This window comes from Lactonifactor longoviformis DSM 17459, assembly GCF_900129135.1.
GTDB lineage: Bacteria > Bacillota > Clostridia > Lachnospirales > Lachnospiraceae > Lactonifactor > Lactonifactor longoviformis.
On the sequence record NZ_FQVI01000005.1, the window covers coordinates 47,448 to 68,699 of the forward strand.

Consider the following 21,252-nt stretch of genomic DNA (forward strand, 5'->3'; position numbering starts at 1 on the left):
AGGGAGGCGGATGTGTGGAGAAGTATCTAGGCGGGTTTCCGGTTAACAGTATCCGCGTATGTGTGGATGAACAGGATAAAGATGAAATCCGGGGGACCATATGCGGGGTTGGATTGGAACATGAACTTCCCTTTTATAATATGACTAATCTTATACTGGTAATTGAGGAGGCTCTGAACAGGATTGGGACGCCTCAGGCGTACCAAAAAGTGAGGACATTTCATGAAGAGAAGGCAGGCGAGAATCATTCGGGCTTCTGCGGAAACCCGACACGTTACAAAGAGGCATCTGAAATACATGCCAGGGAAGGCAGTATTAAAACCTTAGACATTGTAGTTTCATCCAGACAGCATACCAGTATGCAGGGTATTGTAAAAAACATAGAGGGAAAAGTTGTGGGTGAATTTAACAGCGATTTGGATTTGATAAAACTGATAGCTGATGCATAGATTATTTCAGACCCCCCCTTGCTGGGACATATAGTTTTAGAAACACGAAATTAGGACAGAAAAGAGATGATGTGGATGGAAACAGAAAAGCAGAACAATGAAATATGGAATGTCCGTCTTTTCGGACGATTTGAAGTTTCCGGTCAGAACGAAGTTCTGGATGAGGAGAAGATCCGTTCAGAGATGGTAACAAAGCTGCTGTCCTATATTTTCTGTCATAGAAAAAGAAATATAACAATCCAGGAACTGGGAGATGCCCTGTGGCACGATGACGGAAGTGATAACCCGGCAGGTGCTTTGAAAAATCTGATGTACCGGCTGCGGACGATTATGAAAAAGGAGTGGGGCAGGACCGATTTTATAGTTACCGGAAGAGGTACCTATACCTGGAATCCGGAACTACATATAGAAATTGACGCGGAGGAATTTGAAAAGCTATGCAAAGACGCCCCCAGGGAAGAAAATGCAGACGATGAGATTGCCGCTTTGGAAGAAGCAGTCCGCCTTTACCGGGGAGCCTTTCTTCCCAAATTAACAGGGGAATACTGGGTGGCGCCTCTTGCTACCTATTATCACTCTATGTTTCTGACGGCGGTGAAGCGTCTGGCGGGGTTGCTGGAGGAACACAGCAGATACGATGAGATGTCTCAGATCTGCAGCAGGGCTATTGAGCTGGATGCCTTGGATGAGGAGCTGCACTGCTGGCTGATTAAAGCTTTAATCGGCCAGAATAAGCAGAATCTTGCCATTGAACACTACCAGAAGACAGTGGATCTCCTCTACGATAACCTGGGAGTAAGGCCTTCTGAGGAACTCAGAGGTGTATATGAAACCCTTTTGAAGCAGAAGCACGAACAGGAGCTGGATTTGAGTAAGATACAAAAAGAACTGAAGGCAGATGACGACGGAAGGGGGGCCTTCCTGTGTGAGTATGGAGTTTTTAAAAAGTCCTATCATCTGGAGATAAGGCGGGCAGGCCGCCTGGGGATGTCTATCTACCTGTCCCTGATTACCCTGTATCCCTCTATAGGTGTAAAGAAGGACAGTGCCGCCTATACCAATATTATTAATAAGGGAATGGATATCATGCAGCAGGTGCTCCTTAGCTCCCTGCGGACAGGAGATGTGATTTCCAGATACAGCAGCACACAGTTCATTATTATGCTGCCCACCTGCCAGTATGAGACGGCTATGATGGTCATGGAGCGGATACAGAACCGGTTTTATTCCTCTGATGAAAAGACAAAGATTAAGATACAGTACAGTGTGGATGAAATAGACTTGAGTAAGCTGTAAACGGTATAGAAACAGGGGTATGGGAAGAGAATGTTATCAGTCACATAACGTTCTCTTTTTTGCTGAAAAAAAATCTGAAAACCTGGCGTTTGTGACCAATGTGTGACTTGAAATTGGTATAGTACAGTTGTAAAACTTAAAAAGCAGTTTTATGCCTGCAACATGAAGGTAACGAAATAGAATGCTTCAGGTACATATTTCGATTTAAATAAAGGAATAGGAAAGGGGAACGTTATGAGAGCAGATAAGAAGATAATGAGATATATCGCGGGACTTTTGTGTATGGTGCTGCTGGTTACCACGGTATTTCCTCAAATGACAGTGAATGCGTCTGCAGAGCAGACGGATACGGAAAATATTGCGGAAGGAGAAACAACGGATTCTAAGCCTGAAGATGACGGGTTAGAGGAACAAAGTTCGTTAACAGATATCCCTGAGCCTTTGTCTGATGTTAATGTGAAAGATACGGCGGAGGACGAGGAGATATCTTCACAGACAGAATATAGCTATGAAGATGGAGAGATTAAGGCAGTAGTCAATTTGCATAGCCCTGAAGCAGTTCCGACCGGTTCTGAACTGAAGGTTCGTCTTATTAGTAAAGGTGATGAGGAACAGAAGGACAGATATGCAAGTATCTCAGCATATATGGCAGAAAAGTCTGTACAGGATCAGTTTGCAATAGATGCTTTTCTTGCTTATGATATCTATTTTGTGTATGACGGACAGGAAATTATACCATCTGAAGGCGGTATTGATGTAACACTCTCCTTTAAAAATGAAAATGTACCTGATTCCTATAAGGATTCTTTGAAGGACAGTAAAGAATTAAAATTATATCAGCTTCAGGAAGCTGCCGACAGTACAGGGAATCTTTCGGTCAATGACATGCAGGACAGAATCAGGGATCTTGTGCAGAACGATAACGGCAGTGTAGATGAAATAGGCTTTACTATGGACAGTTATCTGCCTCTTATTATTACCTGGAAACAGGCGCCTGTATTAACATATGAATACAGCGACGAAGAGGTTCGGGTTCAGGCATCTGTGTCCGAGATGGGGGTGTTGCCTCAGGGGGCGGAGCTTAAGGTAGAAAAGATAACTGATATAGAAAATTATAACCAAATAGAAACTAGCATACAGGAAATGCTGGGTGATGCACAAAAGGCAATTTTAAAATTGGTTCCATACGATATTTCTTTTTATAAAGATGGAGAAAAAATAGAACCAGACGGTACAGTTAATATCAGCCTGCAGGTTACAGAAGGGGTTGAACTGCCGCAGGATGGCGCATTAGCTCTTATTCATCAAAAAGATGATGGAACGGCAGAAGAAAAAGAAGCGTTTGCTGCCGCAGAAGACGGCACGGTTACAAACATAGAATTTGAGTCAAATGATTTTTCTGTGTACACATTGACGGTTCTCCAGAATGTGGAAGACGGGGAGGAGATCAAAGGGATAACATGTGTTTCTTTTACAGATGCAGGACCTCTTTTGGGTCCGGTATATCTGACGCAGCAGAACAGACTTAGAACTGCTAGTGCATCGGCAAGAGATGTACAGCCGGATAATGGTTTGGAGTTAAGGAAGAAAGCTGTTAAGGATGGCGATGACTATAATATTCAATTAGAGGCATATGCCACAGGAACTGTCAGCAGTAGTGATAAGGTAATTCCTACGGATATTGTATTAGTATTAGATGAATCTGGCAGTATGACAACAAAGGATATGTATTCATATACCGAAGTAAAAGGAACACGATACTATTCAAATAGAAATTACAATTATGGTTTCTCGTCAGGGAACTACTCCATAAAATTAGCTGATGGCACCTACCAGTCGGTTACGTGGTATGGACGGGATGCTAATAACATTGATTACTACAGGTATAGAACAGGCGGAAGATATGTGTATGTATATCCGGTACTGGAAGGCTCATACAATTCCATTGGCAGGGCACAGAATTACGATGTGGTCCAGTTCTATGAGTACGAGGTAATTTCCAGACAACAGGCCTTAAAGAATTCTGTGGAAAAATTCGCAAATTTGGTAGCTGAGAATGCGCTGGAAAACGAAGTTGATCACAGGATTGCGGTAGTCGGATATTCGAATGAAGGAGTGCTTTTTGACGGAAGTACAAGGCGGAGTAATCCTTCCACTTCTCAATACCGGAATGCTTTCAAGGATATGTCTACGACGAACGGTTTAAATAGCATTCTGTCATCTAAGAATAATATTGCTGCCAGCGGTTCTACATATGTTCAGTATGGAATGTCAATGGCACAGAATTTATTCTTAAACGATACAAAAACAGGGGAAAGAAATAGAGTTGTTGTCATGTTTACCGATGGCAGACCTGGATACTCTACTAATGGTTTTTATAATTCTACAGCAAATAGCGCTATTGATTATGCAAGACAGATAAAGAGTCCTATTACTGCATCAGGAGGATGCGGTGCCACAGTTTATACGATAGGTGTATTGGATAATGGCGATCCTGATGATATGAGCTATAATTTTACCGGTAACAGTGACAGTGTATCTAACCCTCCCACTAACCGGTATATGAACCTGGTTTCCAGTAATTATCCGAATGCGAGAAGTATGAGCAACACTGGCGCCGGCAGTAATCAGGGATACTATCTTGTGGCTGGTAATGAAGAGGAATTGACAGAGATATTTGAAAAAATACAGGGCAGCATAGAAACGCCCAAAATAGAGTTGGATTCTTCTACTGTTATAAAGGACTATGTGACACAGTACTTTGACAACATTTCCAATGTGAAAGCGTATATTGTAGATTATAAAGGCAATGACAAGTGGGCAGATAGAAATAACTGGACAGAGATACCGCAGAGAAATATTTCTGTTAATGGAAAACAGGTGTCTGTTACAGGCTTTAATTACAGCGAGAATTTCGTGACGGATGATGATGGCAACGGGAAACCCAGAGGGAAAAAGGTTGTTATTGAATTCAATGTAAAGAGAGCCGATGGATTTATCGGAGGAAATAATGTACCTACCAATGAGAATACATCTGCGGTGTACAGAGGCAATGGAACAAAAGTAGAAGCGTTCGAGGAACCGCTGGTTGATGTAGAACTGCTTTATGACTATGAAACGCAGGATCGCAGTATCTATATCACAAATGACTGGCAGTCAGTAGAAGAGTTCCTGAAAGGTACTTCAGGCAGTATCCCTTATCTGATTGGAGGGGAGTCCTACAATGTTAATGGGACTAACAATCATTTTGCTGACATTGTCTACACGGTTAAGGACAAAGACGGCAAAATGGTTGGAAAATACACAGTAAAGGCTGGAGATACTTCAGGCACATGGAGCAGCAAATCCATTGACACTACAGGTCTTACCAAAGATACAGTATTTACAATTACTGCTAAAGTTACAGCATCCGTTGATAAGACTAATGGAGTGGATGACCTGAATGTGGATGGAAAAGATGCAACATTATACGTATGGACACCTACAGTGAACAGTACCGACACAGAAATCTTCTTAGGAGAGACAACAGACCTTGCAGAAAGGGTTGACGGTTCTGTGGCATGGGGGCACAGCAGCGGCAATGCTCCCGAGCCTTCTACCGGTAAGCCAGAGTTGACTTGCGATTATACTGCAGTGAACGGCGGAACAGAGATAGGCAATGACACATCTCAGTATGCACCGAAAAAAGATTCCGATATTAAGCTCACTGTAACAGCAGGTGGCAAAAATATTACGGCCCACACTGAATTTACTAATTTAAGTCCTACTCACCAGGGCGCGGCGGATCATCAGTTTACAGTTTATGTTCGTCAGGTGGTTCTGACTTTTGGTAAGGTAAATACAAAGAATGAAAAACTAGAAGGCGCAGTTTTCCAGGTATATAACCAGGACGGTGAAATCGTCGGCGAGGGTACCTCTGATGAAAAAGGCGAGGTGAGAATTGAGGGACTTCCAAAAGGCGAGCTGACCATGAAAGAGGTGGCAGCGCCCGACGGTTATGTTACGGGAAATATTATCTGGAAAGTGATCGTAGATGAAGACGGGAATGTAACACTGAAAAATACAACTGATGAAGAAGTTCATGAAATTATAAACTATACTCCGGATGAATTCCTGGATAACAGTTTGAAGTACAGTAAGACTGCAGAATTGGCAAAAGAGCAGGGCAGCTGGGACAACAGAATTTACAATATTAACATTAATGCTCATTCAGAACTGCTGGAAAGTTCATCCTCCACTATAGGGGGAGTTGCTGATACCGTTATGGTATTAGACCGATCTGGATCCATGAGATATGGGAATGGTGCTTCGTCTAACAGCTATATTACTTCCTATACACAGGTAGACAGAGATGACATGGTGACGAGTAAAGTATATTATTATAATAAATCGTATCAGAATCCTATCAAATATATTGATGGACAGTGGAAACGTTATTCGAATAGTTCATGGAGCAGCATGACAGACCGTGATTATTCTTATGTATATACATGGATTGCCCGTATGACATCATTGAAGGATGCGGCCAGTGCTTTTATAGAGAATACAGGAGCACGCTCACCAGAGAGTAAGATTGGTGTAGTATCATTTGCGGCAAGTGAGTCCAGAGATGCAGATCTAATTACAGCAAGCAGTAATACAGGAGTACTGCTGGAGGCCGTTAACCAGCTGAGACCAAACGGGGGAACCCGGCCGGATCTTGGGCTTAAAGAGGCATTAGACCTTTTTGACAGCACTAGCAAAGTCCCGAAATATGCAATTTTATTTACAGATGGTAAACCTGAAAGTGGAGGTGCGTCGGAAAGCACGTTAAGGTCTTATGCAGAGAATGCTGCTAATGCCTTAAAAGAGGCGGGCGTGAAGGTGTTTGTTGTTGGATTAGGCCTCAAGGATAATGACGGAGATCAATCTAATGAATGGCTGTCTACCAAGGAATGGATTACCACTAAAATAGCATTCAGTCCGGAATACTGCTTCACAACGGATGAGGCTTCTGACTTGGAACAGATTTTTGAAAAAATCTCATCTACGATCACAAAGGCAACGGACATTGCAAATGCAACTATTAAAGACGTTGTCTCACCCGGATTTGAGATAGTAACAGCTGACAATCAGACAGTAACTAAAGCTATGATCGATGCAGCTAAAAAACAGGGCAAGGATGGTTATGAGCTTGAGGGCGGCTATGTAAATATTGAGACAATTAATGGAAAAGAGTGCTACACAATTACCTGGAAGGGTGAAACAATAAAGACAGCAGAGGGCGGAGGATGGTCCGGAAGCTTTAAGGTGAAAGCGAAAGACACCTTTATCGGAGGCAATGATGTAGCAACGAATGTATCACCGGATTCAGTTATTGAAGCACCAGGGCTTGGAACGGCAGTTCTTCCGGAACCTACCGTTAATGTTAAAGCTGCTTTTCAGGTTAAGAACGCTGAGAACACAATTTTCTGGGGTGACGGCATTCCGGTTGACGCGGCTTCGATTGCCAGGATTTTTGATGAGAACGCAGTTACAAACACTGTAAACGGCAGTAAGGTTACCTTTGAGAGCGCCACAGCTACAGGAAGCTTTAAAATGACCTGGTATTCTGACAAGGAGTGTACGAAGGAAGTCATCGCTCAGCAATGGGAAAATATGAAACCTGAATTTGACCAGGAATTTTACTTAAAAGTAGAATTCCAGCCTAAGAGTGACGGTTCAGCTTCGGCAGAGGCATCCGGAGGAAACGTGGTTAGCACTGTTGTAGGAGTCAATGAAAAAGATGCAGGTAAGGAATATGGAGTTTATACGATTCATGTTGTAAAGGGACAGCTGGATATTACAAAAGAAATTAATAAGCAGTATACAGATGTTCAGGCAATTAATTCTCAGCAGAGCTTTGTGTTCAGAGTGGACAGAAGAGAAACCCCTGGGACAGAGATTACAGATACTTACTATGCAGTGCTGGGATTTGATGCCAACAGCGGCAACCTTACAGATACGGATACTCTTTCAGGACTCAAAAAGGGATATTATACAATAACAGAGCAGACGGAATGGTCCAGTAAATATACCCAGACAGAGGTAACTGATAATTATGACGGCAAGATTGCTGACCATGAAAACGCAGTAAACTTATTTATCGGTGAAAAGCTGGAGGATAAGAACAATAAATGTGATTTTTATGGAACAGAAGACGGAACATATGACGCGTATGCAAACAGTCATAAAGCTGCAGTTGCATTTGAAAATGAGTTGAAGTCTGATTGGAAGTGGCTCAGTGATGTGGCCTCTGTGGTAAACGAGTTCACGAAATAATGAAGATATGTTATAATGGATTCGAATGGAAATCATGTAAGTGCAGGGAGGAAATATAAATTTATGAAAACAGCATATAAGTGGGTCACAACAATATTACTCGTTGTACTTATAGCATTTGTAGCAGCATTGTTTTTGCCAAGAGTATTTGGTTTAAAGCCTTTGGCAGTATTGAGCGGCAGTATGGAGCCTACGTACCATGTGGGGAGCCTTGTCTATATCGATGAGGTATCCCCGGAGAAGGTACAGGTGGGAGATCCTATTACATTTAACATTGGTGAGGATACTGTGGTAACTCACCGGGTAATAGAAATTGATGAAGAGAATCAGTCTTTTAAGACAAAAGGGGACGCCAACAATACGGAAGACGGAGGGGCTGTTGCTTTCTCCTCTGTGATTGGGAAACCGGTATTCTCTATCCCATATATGGGATATGTTGCAGTCTATGCAAACACCAGAACCGGAATGATTCTTCTTGTCACACTGATACTTGTAGTCCTGATTTTAACATTTTTGCCGGATTGGTTGAACAAAAACGACAAGGGTGAAGATGGAGGTGAATCATGAAAAAGCTAAGTAAAAAAGCCAGAGTATTTATGGCAGCAGCTGGTTCAGTTCTGGTGCTTACCTGTGCGATAGGCGTGACATTGGCACTTTTGAAGACGCAATCCGAACCGGCAACAAATGATTTTAAGGGAACTGCTGTAAACATTGCAGTAGTAGAAAATGGAAATGATTATGAGAATGAGTCTAAGGAAGGTTTACAGAATGTAAATACTTTTGAAAAGATTCAGACAGGAAACAAAGTTGCTAAAGATGTTAAGATTAAAAATCTTACATCAGATGAGTTTCCCACCGGCGATACTTATGTGAGGGTACGCCTGGTCCCCATTCTCAGATACCTGGGGGGGGACAGAGACGGAGAGATTGTTCCGTTTACCATTGAAGACAGTAAACTGGAGTATACAATGGCAGGAGATTTTGGTGATAAGTGGGTAACTACGGGAGAAGGTGCAGATACTTATTATTATTACAAAAAATCCCTGACTCCAGGCGAATCTACTGATTCGTTGATTTCGGAAATTGCATACAATGGTGAACTTCCAAGGGGAATTGACTGTTATCTTGAGCTACAGGTTTTGGCTGAAGGAATTTCTGCAAAACAGAACGGCTCGGTGGATGATAGTTGGGAGGGTGTGCATGTAGATGGAGCCGGGCTCATTGCAACAAAGTAGCAGGCCCTGATAGGCGAATATTGTTATAGAAAGGCTGTAGTGAAAACGCAGAGATGCGTTTTTGCTGCAGCTTTTTTTGGGGCTTATAGCGAAAAAAGTGCAATAAATGTTTTTGTAAATACGGTATTATGTGACCGCAGTGTGACTGACAAAGGCCATAATATAAACATAAAAGAAATTTTTGAACAGGTCTCTACGGTAACATGGAAACTTAAAATAAAATAAAGGTATGTGACCGAAATGTGACTTCCAAAGTTCATAATAAACGTATAAAGTGAAAACACTCCGGAAGAGAGGAATGTGGAATGATAAAGAAGAATAAGAAGAGGTTAAAGTTTCTGATAGTATATACTTTAGTAGCAGTCTTGGGAATAGGAGTCACACTTGCATTGCTGCGGGATGTCACGGAAACAAAGAAGAATACTTTTGCATCTAATAAGAAGATATCATTGTTGCTGCGGGAGCCCAGCTGGGACGGATATGAGTTTGCGGATGAGTCAACATCAAATGGTCAGAGCGCTAAGCCGGGAATTACGGGGGATGCATTAAAGGCTCTGGGGGTTGAAAAGGCTGCACAGTATGTACCCGGAGAAATAATCCCAAAGAATCCCCAGGTAAAGAACAGCGGGAATAAAGAAACAGGAGTTCCGATATATGCAGCTGTTAAAGTACAATTTATAGATGATACAGATGCACAGGTTACATACGAGGAATTCAAAAACAGGTATTTAACGTCTGCGGGGATCACTTTTAATACAGAACACTGGAAGGAACTCGCTACGGATACTACAGATAAGCTTTATATGTATAAAGAAATTTTAGCTCCTGGAGAGGATACTTCATCTGCACCGTTGTTTTCAGAGGTACCTATCAGTTTAGAGCTTATGCCAGATTCGGCATCAGGGTTGTTCCCTCAGTTCCGCATCAAAGTAACGGCATACGCAATTCAGTCGGAATATGTCAAAGAACCTGAAAATGAGATGTTAAAGTTTGTGAAGGGCACCACCAAATAAGTATTAAAAAGAGAATATCTTTTTATTATAGAGGAATTTAAATTAAATAAAATCAGAAAATGGAGGATAAGATTATGGCAAACAAGAAAAGATTAGCAACAACGGTTGGAGCAATGGCTCTCACAGCAGTATTGGCAATTGGCGGTACATTGGCTTATTTATCACAGGTAACAGAGACTAAGAAGAATATGTTTACCGGAAGTGACAACCTGAAAACAACCATTACAGAGACCGAGTGGAAGGGTGGAGAAGATTATACACCAGGTAAGGCTATCGCAAAGAACCCGGTAATTACAAACCAGGCTGATTCAAGCACTTCAATTTATGCAGGTGTGAAGATTCAGTTCTATGATCACAATAATAACCCAATCAGCTATAATACGTTCGTAGAAAAATATGCTACGGTACAGTACAAAGATGCAACAGGCGCATTTAAAGATGGATTTAATCCGGCTTGGGTAGTAGATTCTACAACGGCAGACAGTACAAAAGGACTTTTCCTGAACTACAATGCAGAGATAGCACCCGGCAATCCTACCGCGGCAGTATTTGATCAGGTAACAGTTAACTATGGCATTAAAAAAGAGTGGAATCAGAAGAGTGAAGTTACAACTGTATATCCTGTACAGACCGATAAAAACGGAAATTATGTGACAGATGAAAATGGAAACTATGTACCTGATACATCAAACCCCATTGATTCTACCACTGAAGTAGGGGATACATCTGTAACATTTGTTGACAGCAATGGTGAAGTGGTTGATGCATTTGTATTACCTCAGTTCCAGATTGATGTAACTGGTTATGCTGTGCAGTCCGCAGATTTAACACTTGAGAAGGGCGTTGTTGAACTGAAGGCTTTAGCAGGACTTAACAAATAATAGTTAATTAGAAGATGAAGGAGAGCCGATATGAATAATAAAAAATTAAGAAAATCATTAATTGCACTGGGATTGGTTGCAATCGTCGGAATTGGCGGTACATTAGCATACTTCAGCCAGAAGACGGAGGAAAAACAGAACGTATTTACCATGGGAGCAGGCCTTACCGGAGAACTGAAGGAACCCGAATGGGATAATGTAGACTTCGGCGGCGGTTCAGCAGGAATTGAAGAAGGCAAATTAGGAGAGAAATTAGCGGAAAACTTTACTCCCGGCTTAGAGATTCCTAAGGACCCTGCAATTAAAAACACCACAGTTACAGAGGAAGGCAAAGCTGCAGATGCATGGGTAGCTATCAAGATTAAATATGTAGGTGCTGACAGAGAAACCGCAACTACATACGCAGCATTAGATAAATTTATCAATGTTACCTTCGGAGATAAGTGGACACTGAATGATGACAAAACAATTGCTTACTATAATGTTAAACTTCCGGCAGGAGAAACCACACAGGATCTGTTCTCCAAAGTAGTGATTGACAATAAAGCAATCACACAGGCGCAGTATGACAATAAACAGTTCAATGCAAGCCTTTATTCAGATGAGGATCCGGCATCCAACTACATTATGAGCAACTTCAACATTGAACTTCAGGGGTATCTGGTACAGACAGAAGGATTTGAAAATGCGCAGGCAGCAATGGCAGGAGCTTATCCGGACGAATTTTAATTATAACGGAAGGAAAGCAAATTAAAATGACAAGGAAAGGTGAATAATATGATGAACAGAAAAAAACTCACAGCAGTTGTTGCATCAGTTGCCCTGGTTGCTGTACTGGGAATCGGCGGAACATTGATGTACTTTACGGATAAAGATGAAAAAACAAATGTTATTACTTTAGGCAAAGTTGATGGTACTTTAGATGAAGATTCTACAGACGGCGATAAGACGGATGACGGTATTGAATACGGAGATATCCAGCCGGGAGATACTTTGAACAAGGTGCCGACTGTGACTTTAGCTGATGATTCGCAGGATGCGTATTTGAGAGTAGAGATGAAGATTGACGGGCTGGATGACTATGAAGGCTATGCGGATGCAATTGAGAGCGGATTGGACATAGGAAGCAATTGGAAAAAGGGTCCTGATGGATATTATTATTACAATGTTAAGTTATCAGCAGGCGATGAAGCAAGTAAAACATCACAGCCACTGTTTACAACAGTTGTTATCCCGGCAACATGGGGCAATGAAGTGTCTGAGGCAACCTTTAAAATCAATCTTGTAGCAGAGTTAATTCAGGCAGACAATTTTGAGGATGGCCAGGGAAATATTATCCGGGATGCTGATACTAATATGATTATAGGATGGAATAACACAGGTACTATTGAGCCTGCAAAATAATTGAACAAAAGCTACATACCCCCAACCGTCCGTCCAGGCCGGCTGGGGGCATAATAAGAAAAAGCAGAAAGGGAATGAAGTATGGGTGAAGAACACAAAACTCAAGTGATTGAGGCGGCGGGACAGAGTTTCATCGTCGAAATAAAATGCGTTCAGAATCATACCTGGCAGGGGGTTGTGACCTGGGTGGAACAAAAAAAGAAAGTTCCTTTTCGAAGTGCTTTAGAATTAATCAAGTTATTAGACTCTGCAGTGGGATCTGAACATTTAGAAACTATGGAGGAATGGAAATGATAGGAAGAGTACTTAATATTCTCGGCACTGTCATTGTATTAGGAATCATCCTGATATCCATTCCTTTTTTAGTGCCTAAAATTATGGGCTATCATGTATACGATGTGATCAGCGGGAGTATGGAGCCTGAGTATCCCAAAGGGTGTCTGGTTCTGGTAAAACCCCTGGAACCCGGACAGGTGCAGGAGGGTGATGTCATTACCTTCCGGGTGAGCAGCACCTCGGATGCAGTCACCACGCACCGGGTGGTGGGGATAGATGAGGACAAACAGATCTTCCGCACCAAGGGTGATGCCAACAGCGGGCAGGACGCGGAGCCGGTGGCCTTTCAGCGGCTGGTGGGAAAGGTAATGTTTAAGATTCCTCTTCTGGGAAATTATGCCCGGTTTATCCGTTCTACGCCGGGAACTGTGACGGGAATCTTCCTATTTATAATAGCTATTTTGCTGTGGTATATGGGCTCGCTCCTTACACCAAGGAAAGCGAAAAGAGAATGAGTGTATATGCAGGCAAAGGAATGGGACTCCTTCGGCAGAGAATACAGGGGTTAAAGTTTAATATAAGGGACGTTGTTGCTTCATCATAGACAACGTCCCCGATTGTTTTTCTTGCAAAACAATGAATAAAAAAGAAAAATTAGATGTTGACAGGCTGAAAAGTTTGTGATACAGTAAAAAATGCACTATTATGGCAAGATATGCCTACTCGTAATAATGCCGTGGGCTGATGTTATAATAAATTTAAAATATACAAGGGGTGACACGTCAATGGAGAAAAACAGAATCCGTCCAATAGCAACCGGAAAGAGCATGCGTATGAGCTACCAGCGACAAAAAGAAGTGCTGGAAATGCCCAACTTAATCGAAGTGCAGAAGGATTCCTACCAGTGGTTTCTGGACGAAGGTTTAAAAGAAGTCTTTGAAGATATATCTCCAATCGCAGATTACAGCGGAAAATTGAGCCTGGAATTTGTTGACTTTACTTTGTGCGAAGATGAAATAAAGTACACGATCGAAGAATGCAAGGAACGCGATGCCACTTATGCGGCTCCTTTAAAAGTCAGAGTCAGACTGTACAACAAAGAAAACGATGAGATTAACGAGCACGAGATCTTCATGGGCGATCTGCCCTTAATGACTGCAACCGGCACTTTCGTTATCAACGGTGCAGAGCGAGTTATCGTAAGCCAGCTGGTGCGTTCTCCCGGTATTTATTATGCTATCGCACATGATAAAGTGGGAAAGAAGCTGTATTCCTCTACCGTTATTCCGAACCGTGGTGCATGGCTTGAATATGAAACAGACTCCAATGACGTGTTTTATGTACGTGTAGACAGAACAAGAAAAGTTCCCATCACTGTTCTTATCAGAGCATTGGGATATGGAACCAACGCAGAGATTGTAGAGCTTTTCGGGGAAGAGCCTAAGATTCTGGCCAGCTTTTCAAAGGATACCTCTGAGAGCTACCAGGAAGGTCTGCTGGAATTATATAAAAAAATCCGTCCGGGCGAGCCTCTGGCAGTAGAGAGCGCAGAGAGCCTGATCATGAGTATGTTCTTCGATCCGAGAAGATACGATCTGGCAAAGGTTGGACGTTATAAATTTAATAAAAAGCTGATGCTGAAGAACAGAATCACAGGTCAGGTGCTGGCTGAGGATGTGGTCGATGCAAGTACTGGGGAGATTCTTGCGGAGGCTGGCATGGAGGTTACCAAGTCCATGGCAGACGACATCCAGAATGCAGCAGTGCCTTATGTATGGATTCAGGGAGAGGAACGCAATATTAAGGTCCTGTCCAACATGATGGTAGACATTACTAACTTTGTGGATGTGAAGCCCAAAGAGGTGGGTGTCACAGAATTAGTATATTACCCATGCCTGAAAAAAATTCTGGAAGAAAATGAGAATATCGAGGATATTAAGGAAGCTGTAAGAAGAAATATCCACGAACTCATTCCAAAGCATATTACAAAGGAAGACATTCTGGCTTCCATTAACTATAACATGCATCTGGAGTACGGCCTCGGAAATGACGATGATATCGACCATCTGGGCAACCGCCGCATCAGAGCGGTCGGAGAGCTTCTTCAGAATCAGTACCGCATTGGTCTTTCCAGACTGGAAAGAGTAGTAAGAGAAAGAATGACAACACAGGATATTGAGGGAATCTCTCCTCAGTCCCTGATTAATATTAAGCCGGTAACAGCGGCGGTGAAGGAATTCTTTGGTTCCTCCCAGCTGTCCCAGTTTATGGATCAGAATAACCCCCTGGGTGAGCTGACCCACAAGAGACGTCTCTCTGCGCTGGGTCCCGGCGGTCTGTCCAGAGACAGGGCAGGATTCGAGGTGCGTGACGTACATTATTCCCATTACGGAAGAATGTGCCCTATTGAGACGCCTGAAGGTCCTAACATCGGTCTGATCAACTCTCTGGCTTCCTATGCCCGTATCAATGAATATGGATTTGTAGAGGCCCCCTACAGAAAGGTTGATAAATCGGATCCTAAGAATCCCCGGGTAACAGACGAAGTAATTTATATGACGGCGGATGAAGAAGACAATTACCATGTAGCACAGGCCAATGAGCTTTTGGATGAGAATGGATACTTTGTGCATAAGAACGTATCCGGACGTTACATGGATGAGACACAGGAGTATGAGCGTCAGATGTTTGACTACATGGACGTATCTCCTAAGATGGTGTTCTCCGTGGCTACTGCCCTCATTCCATTCCTTCAGAATGACGATGCCAACCGTGCGCTGATGGGTTCCAACATGCAGCGTCAGGCTGTGCCCCTTTTGATAACAGAATCCCCTGTGGTGGGAACAGGTATGGAGTCAAAGGCTGCCGTAGATTCCGGTGTCTGCGTAGTTGCAAGAAAATCCGGTGTTGTGGAGAGATCCACATCCAAGGAAATTACAATAAAGAATGATGACGGAACCAAGGACGTATACCGTCTGACCAAATTCCTGAGAAGTAATCAGAGTAACTGCTACAACCAGAAACCTATTGTCTTTAAAGGAGACAGAGTAGAAGAGGGCGAGGTAATCGCAGACGGACCCTCCACTTCAGAGGGGGAACTGGCATTGGGCAAGAACCCGCTGATCGGCTTCATGACTTGGGAAGGCTACAATTATGAAGATGCGGTTCTGTTAAGTGAGCGTTTAGTGCAGGACGATGTGTATACGTCTGTGCACATTGAAGAATATGAAGCAGAGTCCAGAGATACCAAGCTGGGACCGGAAGAAATTACAAGAGATGTTCCCGGCGTAGGTGACGATGCCTTAAAGGATCTGGACGAAAGAGGTATTATCCGCATTGGAGCAGAGGTGCGCGCAGGAGATATCCTGGTGGGCAAGGTTACTCCTAAAGGAGAGACGGAGCTGACAGCGGAGGAAAGACTGCTCCGGGCGATTTTCGGTGAAAAAGCCCGTGAAGTCCGTGACACTTCTTTAAAAGTGCCTCACGGTGAATATGGTATTGTTGTTGATGCCAAGGTATTTACCAGGGAGAACGGCGATGAATTGTCTCCCGGAGTAAACCAGGCAGTCCGTATCTATATTGCTCAGAAGAGAAAGATTTCTGTTGGTGATAAGATGGCCGGACGTCACGGCAACAAGGGCGTTGTCTCCCGTGTGCTGCCTGTGGAAGATATGCCGTTTCTGCCAAACGGCCGTCCTCTGGATATCGTACTGAATCCTCTGGGTGTGCCTTCCCGTATGAACATCGGACAGGTGCTGGAGATTCACTTAAGCCTTGCGGCCAAGGCCCTTGGATTTAATATTGCCACGCCTGTATTCGACGGAGCCAATGAGAACGACATTATGGATACACTGGATCTGGCGAATGATTATGTCAATATGGAATGGGAAGAGTTTGAGAAGAAGCATAAAGAAGAACTGCTTCCCGAGGTTCTGGATTATCTGTATGAGAACAGGGATCACAGAGAGCTTTGGAAGGGAGTTCCCATCTCCAGAGACGGTAAAGTACGACTTCGTGACGGAAGGACGGGAGAGTATTTTGACAGCCCGGTTACCATTGGACACATGCATTACCTGAAACTGCACCACCTGGTAGACGATAAGATTCATGCCCGCTCTACCGGCCCGTACTCCCTGGTAACACAGCAGCCTCTGGGCGGTAAGGCTCAGTTCGGCGGACAGCGTTTCGGAGAGATGGAGGTTTGGGCTTTGGAGGCTTATGGTGCTTCTTATACCCTTCAGGAAATCCTGACGGTGAAATCAGATGATGTCATTGGCCGTGTGAAGACTTACGAAGCAATTATCAAAGGGGACAATATTCCTGAACCCGGAATTCCTGAATCTTTCAAGGTTCTCTTAAAAGAACTCCAGTCCTTAGGCCTGGATGTGAAGGTGCTGAGAGAAGACCAGACAGAAGTAGAGATTATGGAAACAATTGATTATGGTGAAACAGATTTGCATTCTATCATCGAGGGCGACAAAAGAGAAAAGCCGAATGAGGACTTCGGTGACTTTGGCTTCAGCCAGCAAGAATTCGAAGGAGAAGAGCTCGTAGACGTGGAAGAAACGGACGACGAAGAAGATGATGCATTCTTAGACCTGGAAGAAACTCTTGACGATGAGGAGTAGGAGGAAAACCATAAATGCCAGAAACAACAAATAAAGAAGTTTACCAGCCAATGACCTTCGATGCCATAAAAATTGGATTGGCATCTCCTGAAAAAATCAGAGATTGGTCAAGAGGCGAAGTTAAAAAACCAGAAACAATTAACTATAGAACCCTGAAACCGGAAAAAGACGGCCTTTTCTGTGAAAAAATCTTCGGCCCAAGCAAGGACTGGGAATGTCACTGCGGAAAATACAAGAAGATTCGCTACAAAGGCGTTGTCTGTGACCGATGCGGCGTTGAGGTGACAAAGGCCAGCGTCCGCAGAGAGCGCATGGGCCATATTGAACTGGCTGCTCCGGTGTCACACATCTGGTATTTTAAAGGGATCCCGTCCAGAATGGGACTGATTCTGGACCTGTCTCCGAGAACACTGGAAAAGGTTCTGTACTTTGCCAACTATATTGTCCTGGATCCGGCCAATTCGGATCTGCAGTACAAACAGGTTCTTACAGAAAAGGAATATCAGGATGCCAGAGAAAAATGGGGCTATGATTTCCGTGTGGGTATGGGGGCAGAGTCCATTAAGGAACTGCTGGAAGCCATTGATCTGGAGAAAGAGTCAGCAGAACTGAAACGAGGTCTGAAAGAGTCTACAGGGCAGAAGCGTGCACGTATCGTTAAACGCCTGGAGGTAGTGGAGGCGTTCCGCGAATCCGGAAACCGTCCCGAGTGGATGATTATGACAGTTATCCCTGTCATTCCTCCGGACCTTCGCCCTATGGTACAGCTGGACGGCGGACGTTTTGCAACGTCTGACTTGAATGATTTATACAGACGTATTATTAACAGAAATAACCGTCTGAAGAGACTGCTTGAGCTGGGCGCTCCGGATATTATCGTCCGGAACGAAAAGAGAATGCTTCAGGAGGCTGTGGATGCGCTGATAGACAATGGCCGCCGGGGCCGTCCTGTGACAGGGCCTGGAAACCGTGCCCTGAAATCCCTGTCTGACATGCTGAAGGGTAAGTCCGGACGTTTCCGCCAGAACCTGCTGGGCAAGCGTGTAGACTACTCGGGGCGTTCTGTTATCGTAGTAGGACCGGAGCTGAAGATTTATCAGTGCGGTCTGCCGAAAGAAATGGCCATTGAGCTGTTTAAACCTTTTGTTATGAAGGAACTGGTAGCAAACGGTACCTCCCATAACATTAAGAATGCGAAAAAAATGGTTGAGAAACTCCAGCCTGAGGTGTGGGATGTGCTGGAAGAGGTGATTAAAGAGCATCCGGTTATGCTGAACCGTGCTCCTACTCTTCATAGATTGGGCATTCAGGCATTCGAGCCTATCCTGGTAGAAGGTAAAGCTATTAAGCTGCATCCTCTGGTATGTACCGCGTTTAATGCTGACTTCGACGGAGACCAGATGGCTGTGCACCTTCCTTTATCTGTGGAAGCTCAGGCAGAGTGCCGTTTCCTGCTTCTCTCACCGAATAACCTGCTGAAGCCCTCTGACGGCGGCCCTGTGGCTGTTCCCTCTCAGGATATGGTGCTTGGCATCTACTATCTGACCCAGGAGAGACCGGGCTACAAAGGCGAGGGAATGCATTTCAAAAATGTAAATGAGGCAATACTGGCTTACGAAAACCAGGTTATCACCCTACAGTCCAGGATAGTTGTACGCTGTACAAAAACTATGCCGGACGGAAGAATATTGAGCGGCAATGTAGAGTCCACACTGGGCCGTTTTCTGTTCAATGAGATTCTGCCCCAGGATCTGGGATTTGTAGACAGAAGTGTTGAGGGCAATGAGCTTCTTCTGGAGGTTGACTTCCATGTGGGCAAAAAGGGTCTGAAGCAGATTCTGGAGAAAGTTATCAACACCCATGGAGCTACGAAGACAGCGGAAGTGCTGGATGATATCAAGGCTATGGGTTACAAATATTCAACAAGGGCTGCCATGACGGTATCGATTTCCGATATGACTGTGCCGCCGGAAAAACCAGAGCTTATTCAGAATGCTCAGGATACTGTGGATATGATTACCAAGAACTATAAGCGTGGTCTTATCACAGAGGAGGAGCGTTACAAGGAAGTTGTTGAGACCTGGAAGAATACGGATGATAAGCTTACAAGAGCACTGCTGGACGGTCTGGATAAGTATAACAACATCTATATGATGGCTGACTCCGGCGCCCGTGGTTCTGATAAGCAGATCAAGCAGCTGGCAGGTATGCGTGGACTGATGGCAGATACAACCGGTCATACCATTGAGCTTCCGATTAAGTCCAATTTCCGTGAAGGTCTGGACGTACTGGAATACTTTATGTCCGCCCACGGAGCCCGTAAAGGTCTGTCCGATACTGCGCTTCGTACCGCTGACTCCGGATACCTCACCAGACGTCTGGTTGATGTATCCCAGGATTTGATTATCCGTGAGGTTGACTGCTGCGCGGATAAGAATGAGATTCCGGGCATGTGGGTAAAAGCGTTTATGGACGGCAAAGAAGAGATTGAAAGCCTTCAGGAACGTATTACGGGAAGATTCTCCTGTGAGACCATTAAGAATGCCAAGGGAGAAGTTATTGTCAAGGCAAATCATATGATTACTCCCAAGCGTGCGGCCAGAGTTATGAAAGAGGGCATAAATGCTCAGGGGAAACCATTTGACTCCGTTAAGATTCGTACGATTCTTACCTGTAAGTCACATATTGGTGTGTGTGCTAAGTGCTATGGTGCCAATATGGCAACCGGCGAGGCGGTTCAGGTAGGTGAGTCTGTAGGTATCATCGCGGCACAGTCTATCGGTGAGCCAGGTACACAGCTGACCATGCGTACCTTCCATACCGGCGGTGTGGCCGGCGGAGACATCACACAGGGTCTTCCCCGTGTGGAGGAGCTTTTTGAGGCAAGAAAGCCGAAGGGTCTCGCTATTATTACAGAGATCAAGGGTGTTGCCAATATTAAAGACACGAAGAAAAAACGAGAAATTACTGTTACAGATAATGAAGAAGGTAATTCCAAAACCTATCTGATTCCTTATGGTTCCAGGATCAAGATCCAGGACGGCCAGTATCTGGAAGCCGGCGACGAGCTGACAGAAGGTAGCGTTAACCCTCACGATATTCTGAAAATCAAAGGGGTACGTGCCGTACAGGATTATATGATTCAGGAAGTTCAGAGAGTATACCGTCTGCAGGGTGTAGAGATTAACGATAAGCACATTGAAGTTATTGTTCGCCAGATGCTGAAAAAAATTCGCATTGAAAATAATGGAGATACAGACTTCCTGCCCGGAACTCTGGTAGATGTATTAGACTACGAGGAAAAAAATGAGGAACTGGCAGCTGAAGGCAAAGAGCCGGCAACCGGCCTGCAGGTGATGCTGGGTATCACAAAGGCATCACTGGCAACGAATTCCTTCTTGTCTGCAGCGTCCTTCCAGGAGACAACAAAGGTTCTGACAGAGGCCGCCATTAAGGGTAAGGTAGACCCATTGATTGGTTTGAAGGAAAACGTAATCATAGGTAAGCTGATTCCTGCCGGAACCGGTATGAAGCGTTATAAAGACGTGAAGCTGGACACGGATATGGAAGAAAATGATGAGTTGTCTTTCGAAGAAGACTTTGAACTGGATATGGATGAAATTGACGATGAGACCGCCGCTGAGATGTTTATGGACGAAGCGGAAGAAGATATGACTGAAGATGAAGAAATGTTAGTTTCTGAAGACACAGAAGAGTAATGATCAAAGTATAAAGGGCGGGAATTCCTGGGGAATTCCCGCTTTTTTTGT

13 protein-coding genes are annotated in these 21,252 nt (G+C 44.0%); all 13 read left to right on the forward strand.

The annotated features are described in order from the left end of the window. Positions 1-14: 14 nt before the first annotated feature. The 13 genes from BUA56_RS06895 (at position 15) to rpoC (ending at position 21,201) form a co-directional block, all read left to right on the forward strand. Positions 15-449 carry a hypothetical protein gene (locus BUA56_RS06895; protein ID WP_072850266.1) on the forward strand — a complete coding sequence of 145 codons (435 nt, stop codon included), beginning with the start codon at positions 15-17 and terminating at the stop codon, positions 447-449. A 75-nt stretch (positions 450-524) separates the two neighbouring features. Further along, a complete protein-coding gene (locus tag BUA56_RS06900) occupies positions 525-1,745 on the forward strand; it encodes an AfsR/SARP family transcriptional regulator (RefSeq protein ID WP_072850268.1) in 1,221 nt (406 codons plus the stop codon). A 234-nt stretch (positions 1,746-1,979) separates the two neighbouring features. Continuing rightward, a complete protein-coding gene (locus BUA56_RS06905; protein ID WP_072850270.1) occupies positions 1,980-8,045 on the forward strand; it encodes a VWA domain-containing protein in 6,066 nt (2,021 codons plus the stop codon). Between the two features lie 63 nt (positions 8,046-8,108). Next, positions 8,109-8,612, forward strand: coding sequence for a signal peptidase I (locus tag BUA56_RS06910; RefSeq protein ID WP_072850272.1), 504 nt, complete (start codon positions 8,109-8,111; stop codon positions 8,610-8,612). Next, positions 8,609-9,280 carry a hypothetical protein gene (locus tag BUA56_RS06915; protein WP_072850274.1) on the forward strand — a complete coding sequence of 224 codons (672 nt, stop codon included), beginning with the start codon at positions 8,609-8,611 and terminating at the stop codon, positions 9,278-9,280. Before BUA56_RS06910 ends, BUA56_RS06915 begins: the two co-directional genes overlap by 4 nt. Before the next feature lie 305 nt (positions 9,281-9,585). Continuing rightward, positions 9,586-10,293, forward strand: a complete 708-nt coding sequence (locus BUA56_RS06925) for a hypothetical protein (protein WP_072850278.1) — start codon at positions 9,586-9,588, stop codon at positions 10,291-10,293. A gap of 74 nt (positions 10,294-10,367) precedes the next feature. Continuing rightward, complete coding sequence (locus BUA56_RS06930) at positions 10,368-11,174, forward strand: SipW-dependent-type signal peptide-containing protein (RefSeq protein WP_072850280.1); 807 nt, start codon at positions 10,368-10,370, stop codon at positions 11,172-11,174. A gap of 30 nt (positions 11,175-11,204) precedes the next feature. Further along, complete coding sequence (locus tag BUA56_RS06935) at positions 11,205-11,903, forward strand: SipW-dependent-type signal peptide-containing protein (RefSeq protein WP_072850282.1); 699 nt, start codon at positions 11,205-11,207, stop codon at positions 11,901-11,903. Positions 11,904-11,954: 51 nt separating this feature from the next. Next, the gene (locus BUA56_RS06940) at positions 11,955-12,578 is read left to right on the forward strand and encodes a TasA family protein (RefSeq protein ID WP_207650917.1); all 624 of its coding nucleotides are present in this window, start codon (positions 11,955-11,957) and stop codon (positions 12,576-12,578) included. A gap of 81 nt (positions 12,579-12,659) precedes the next feature. Further along, on the forward strand, positions 12,660-12,872 hold the full coding sequence (locus BUA56_RS06945; RefSeq protein ID WP_072850287.1) for a hypothetical protein: 213 nt from the start codon (positions 12,660-12,662) through the stop codon (positions 12,870-12,872). Then, positions 12,869-13,369: a signal peptidase I gene (locus BUA56_RS06950; RefSeq protein ID WP_158640985.1), complete on the forward strand. Its 501-nt coding sequence runs from the start codon at positions 12,869-12,871 to the stop codon at positions 13,367-13,369. The genes BUA56_RS06945 and BUA56_RS06950 overlap by 4 nt, the downstream gene beginning before the upstream one ends. A gap of 270 nt (positions 13,370-13,639) precedes the next feature. Then, complete coding sequence (gene rpoB / locus BUA56_RS06955; RefSeq protein WP_072850291.1) at positions 13,640-17,482, forward strand: DNA-directed RNA polymerase subunit beta; 3,843 nt, start codon at positions 13,640-13,642, stop codon at positions 17,480-17,482. Positions 17,483-17,496: 14 nt separating this feature from the next. Further along, positions 17,497-21,201, forward strand: coding sequence for a DNA-directed RNA polymerase subunit beta' (rpoC, locus tag BUA56_RS06960; RefSeq protein WP_072850293.1), 3,705 nt, complete (start codon positions 17,497-17,499; stop codon positions 21,199-21,201). The last annotated feature ends 51 nt before the right edge of the window (positions 21,202-21,252 follow it).

What these genes read in the sequence shown, in the direction of transcription:
- rpoC (WP_072850293.1), top strand. Translation starts at nt 17,497, where the DNA reads ATGCCAGAAACAACAAATAAAGAAGTTTACCAGCCAATGACCTTCGAT.
- BUA56_RS06940 (WP_207650917.1), top strand. Translation starts at nt 11,955, where the DNA reads ATGAACAGAAAAAAACTCACAGCAGTTGTTGCATCAGTTGCCCTGGTT.
- rpoB (WP_072850291.1), top strand. Translation starts at nt 13,640, where the DNA reads ATGGAGAAAAACAGAATCCGTCCAATAGCAACCGGAAAGAGCATGCGT.
- BUA56_RS06905 (WP_072850270.1), top strand. Translation starts at nt 1,980, where the DNA reads ATGAGAGCAGATAAGAAGATAATGAGATATATCGCGGGACTTTTGTGT.
- BUA56_RS06945 (WP_072850287.1), top strand. Translation starts at nt 12,660, where the DNA reads ATGGGTGAAGAACACAAAACTCAAGTGATTGAGGCGGCGGGACAGAGT.
- BUA56_RS06900 (WP_072850268.1), top strand. Translation starts at nt 525, where the DNA reads ATGGAAACAGAAAAGCAGAACAATGAAATATGGAATGTCCGTCTTTTC.
- BUA56_RS06930 (WP_072850280.1), top strand. Translation starts at nt 10,368, where the DNA reads ATGGCAAACAAGAAAAGATTAGCAACAACGGTTGGAGCAATGGCTCTC.
- BUA56_RS06935 (WP_072850282.1), top strand. Translation starts at nt 11,205, where the DNA reads ATGAATAATAAAAAATTAAGAAAATCATTAATTGCACTGGGATTGGTT.
- BUA56_RS06915 (WP_072850274.1), top strand. Translation starts at nt 8,609, where the DNA reads ATGAAAAAGCTAAGTAAAAAAGCCAGAGTATTTATGGCAGCAGCTGGT.
- BUA56_RS06925 (WP_072850278.1), top strand. Translation starts at nt 9,586, where the DNA reads ATGATAAAGAAGAATAAGAAGAGGTTAAAGTTTCTGATAGTATATACT.
- BUA56_RS06950 (WP_158640985.1), top strand. Translation starts at nt 12,869, where the DNA reads ATGATAGGAAGAGTACTTAATATTCTCGGCACTGTCATTGTATTAGGA.
- BUA56_RS06910 (WP_072850272.1), top strand. Translation starts at nt 8,109, where the DNA reads ATGAAAACAGCATATAAGTGGGTCACAACAATATTACTCGTTGTACTT.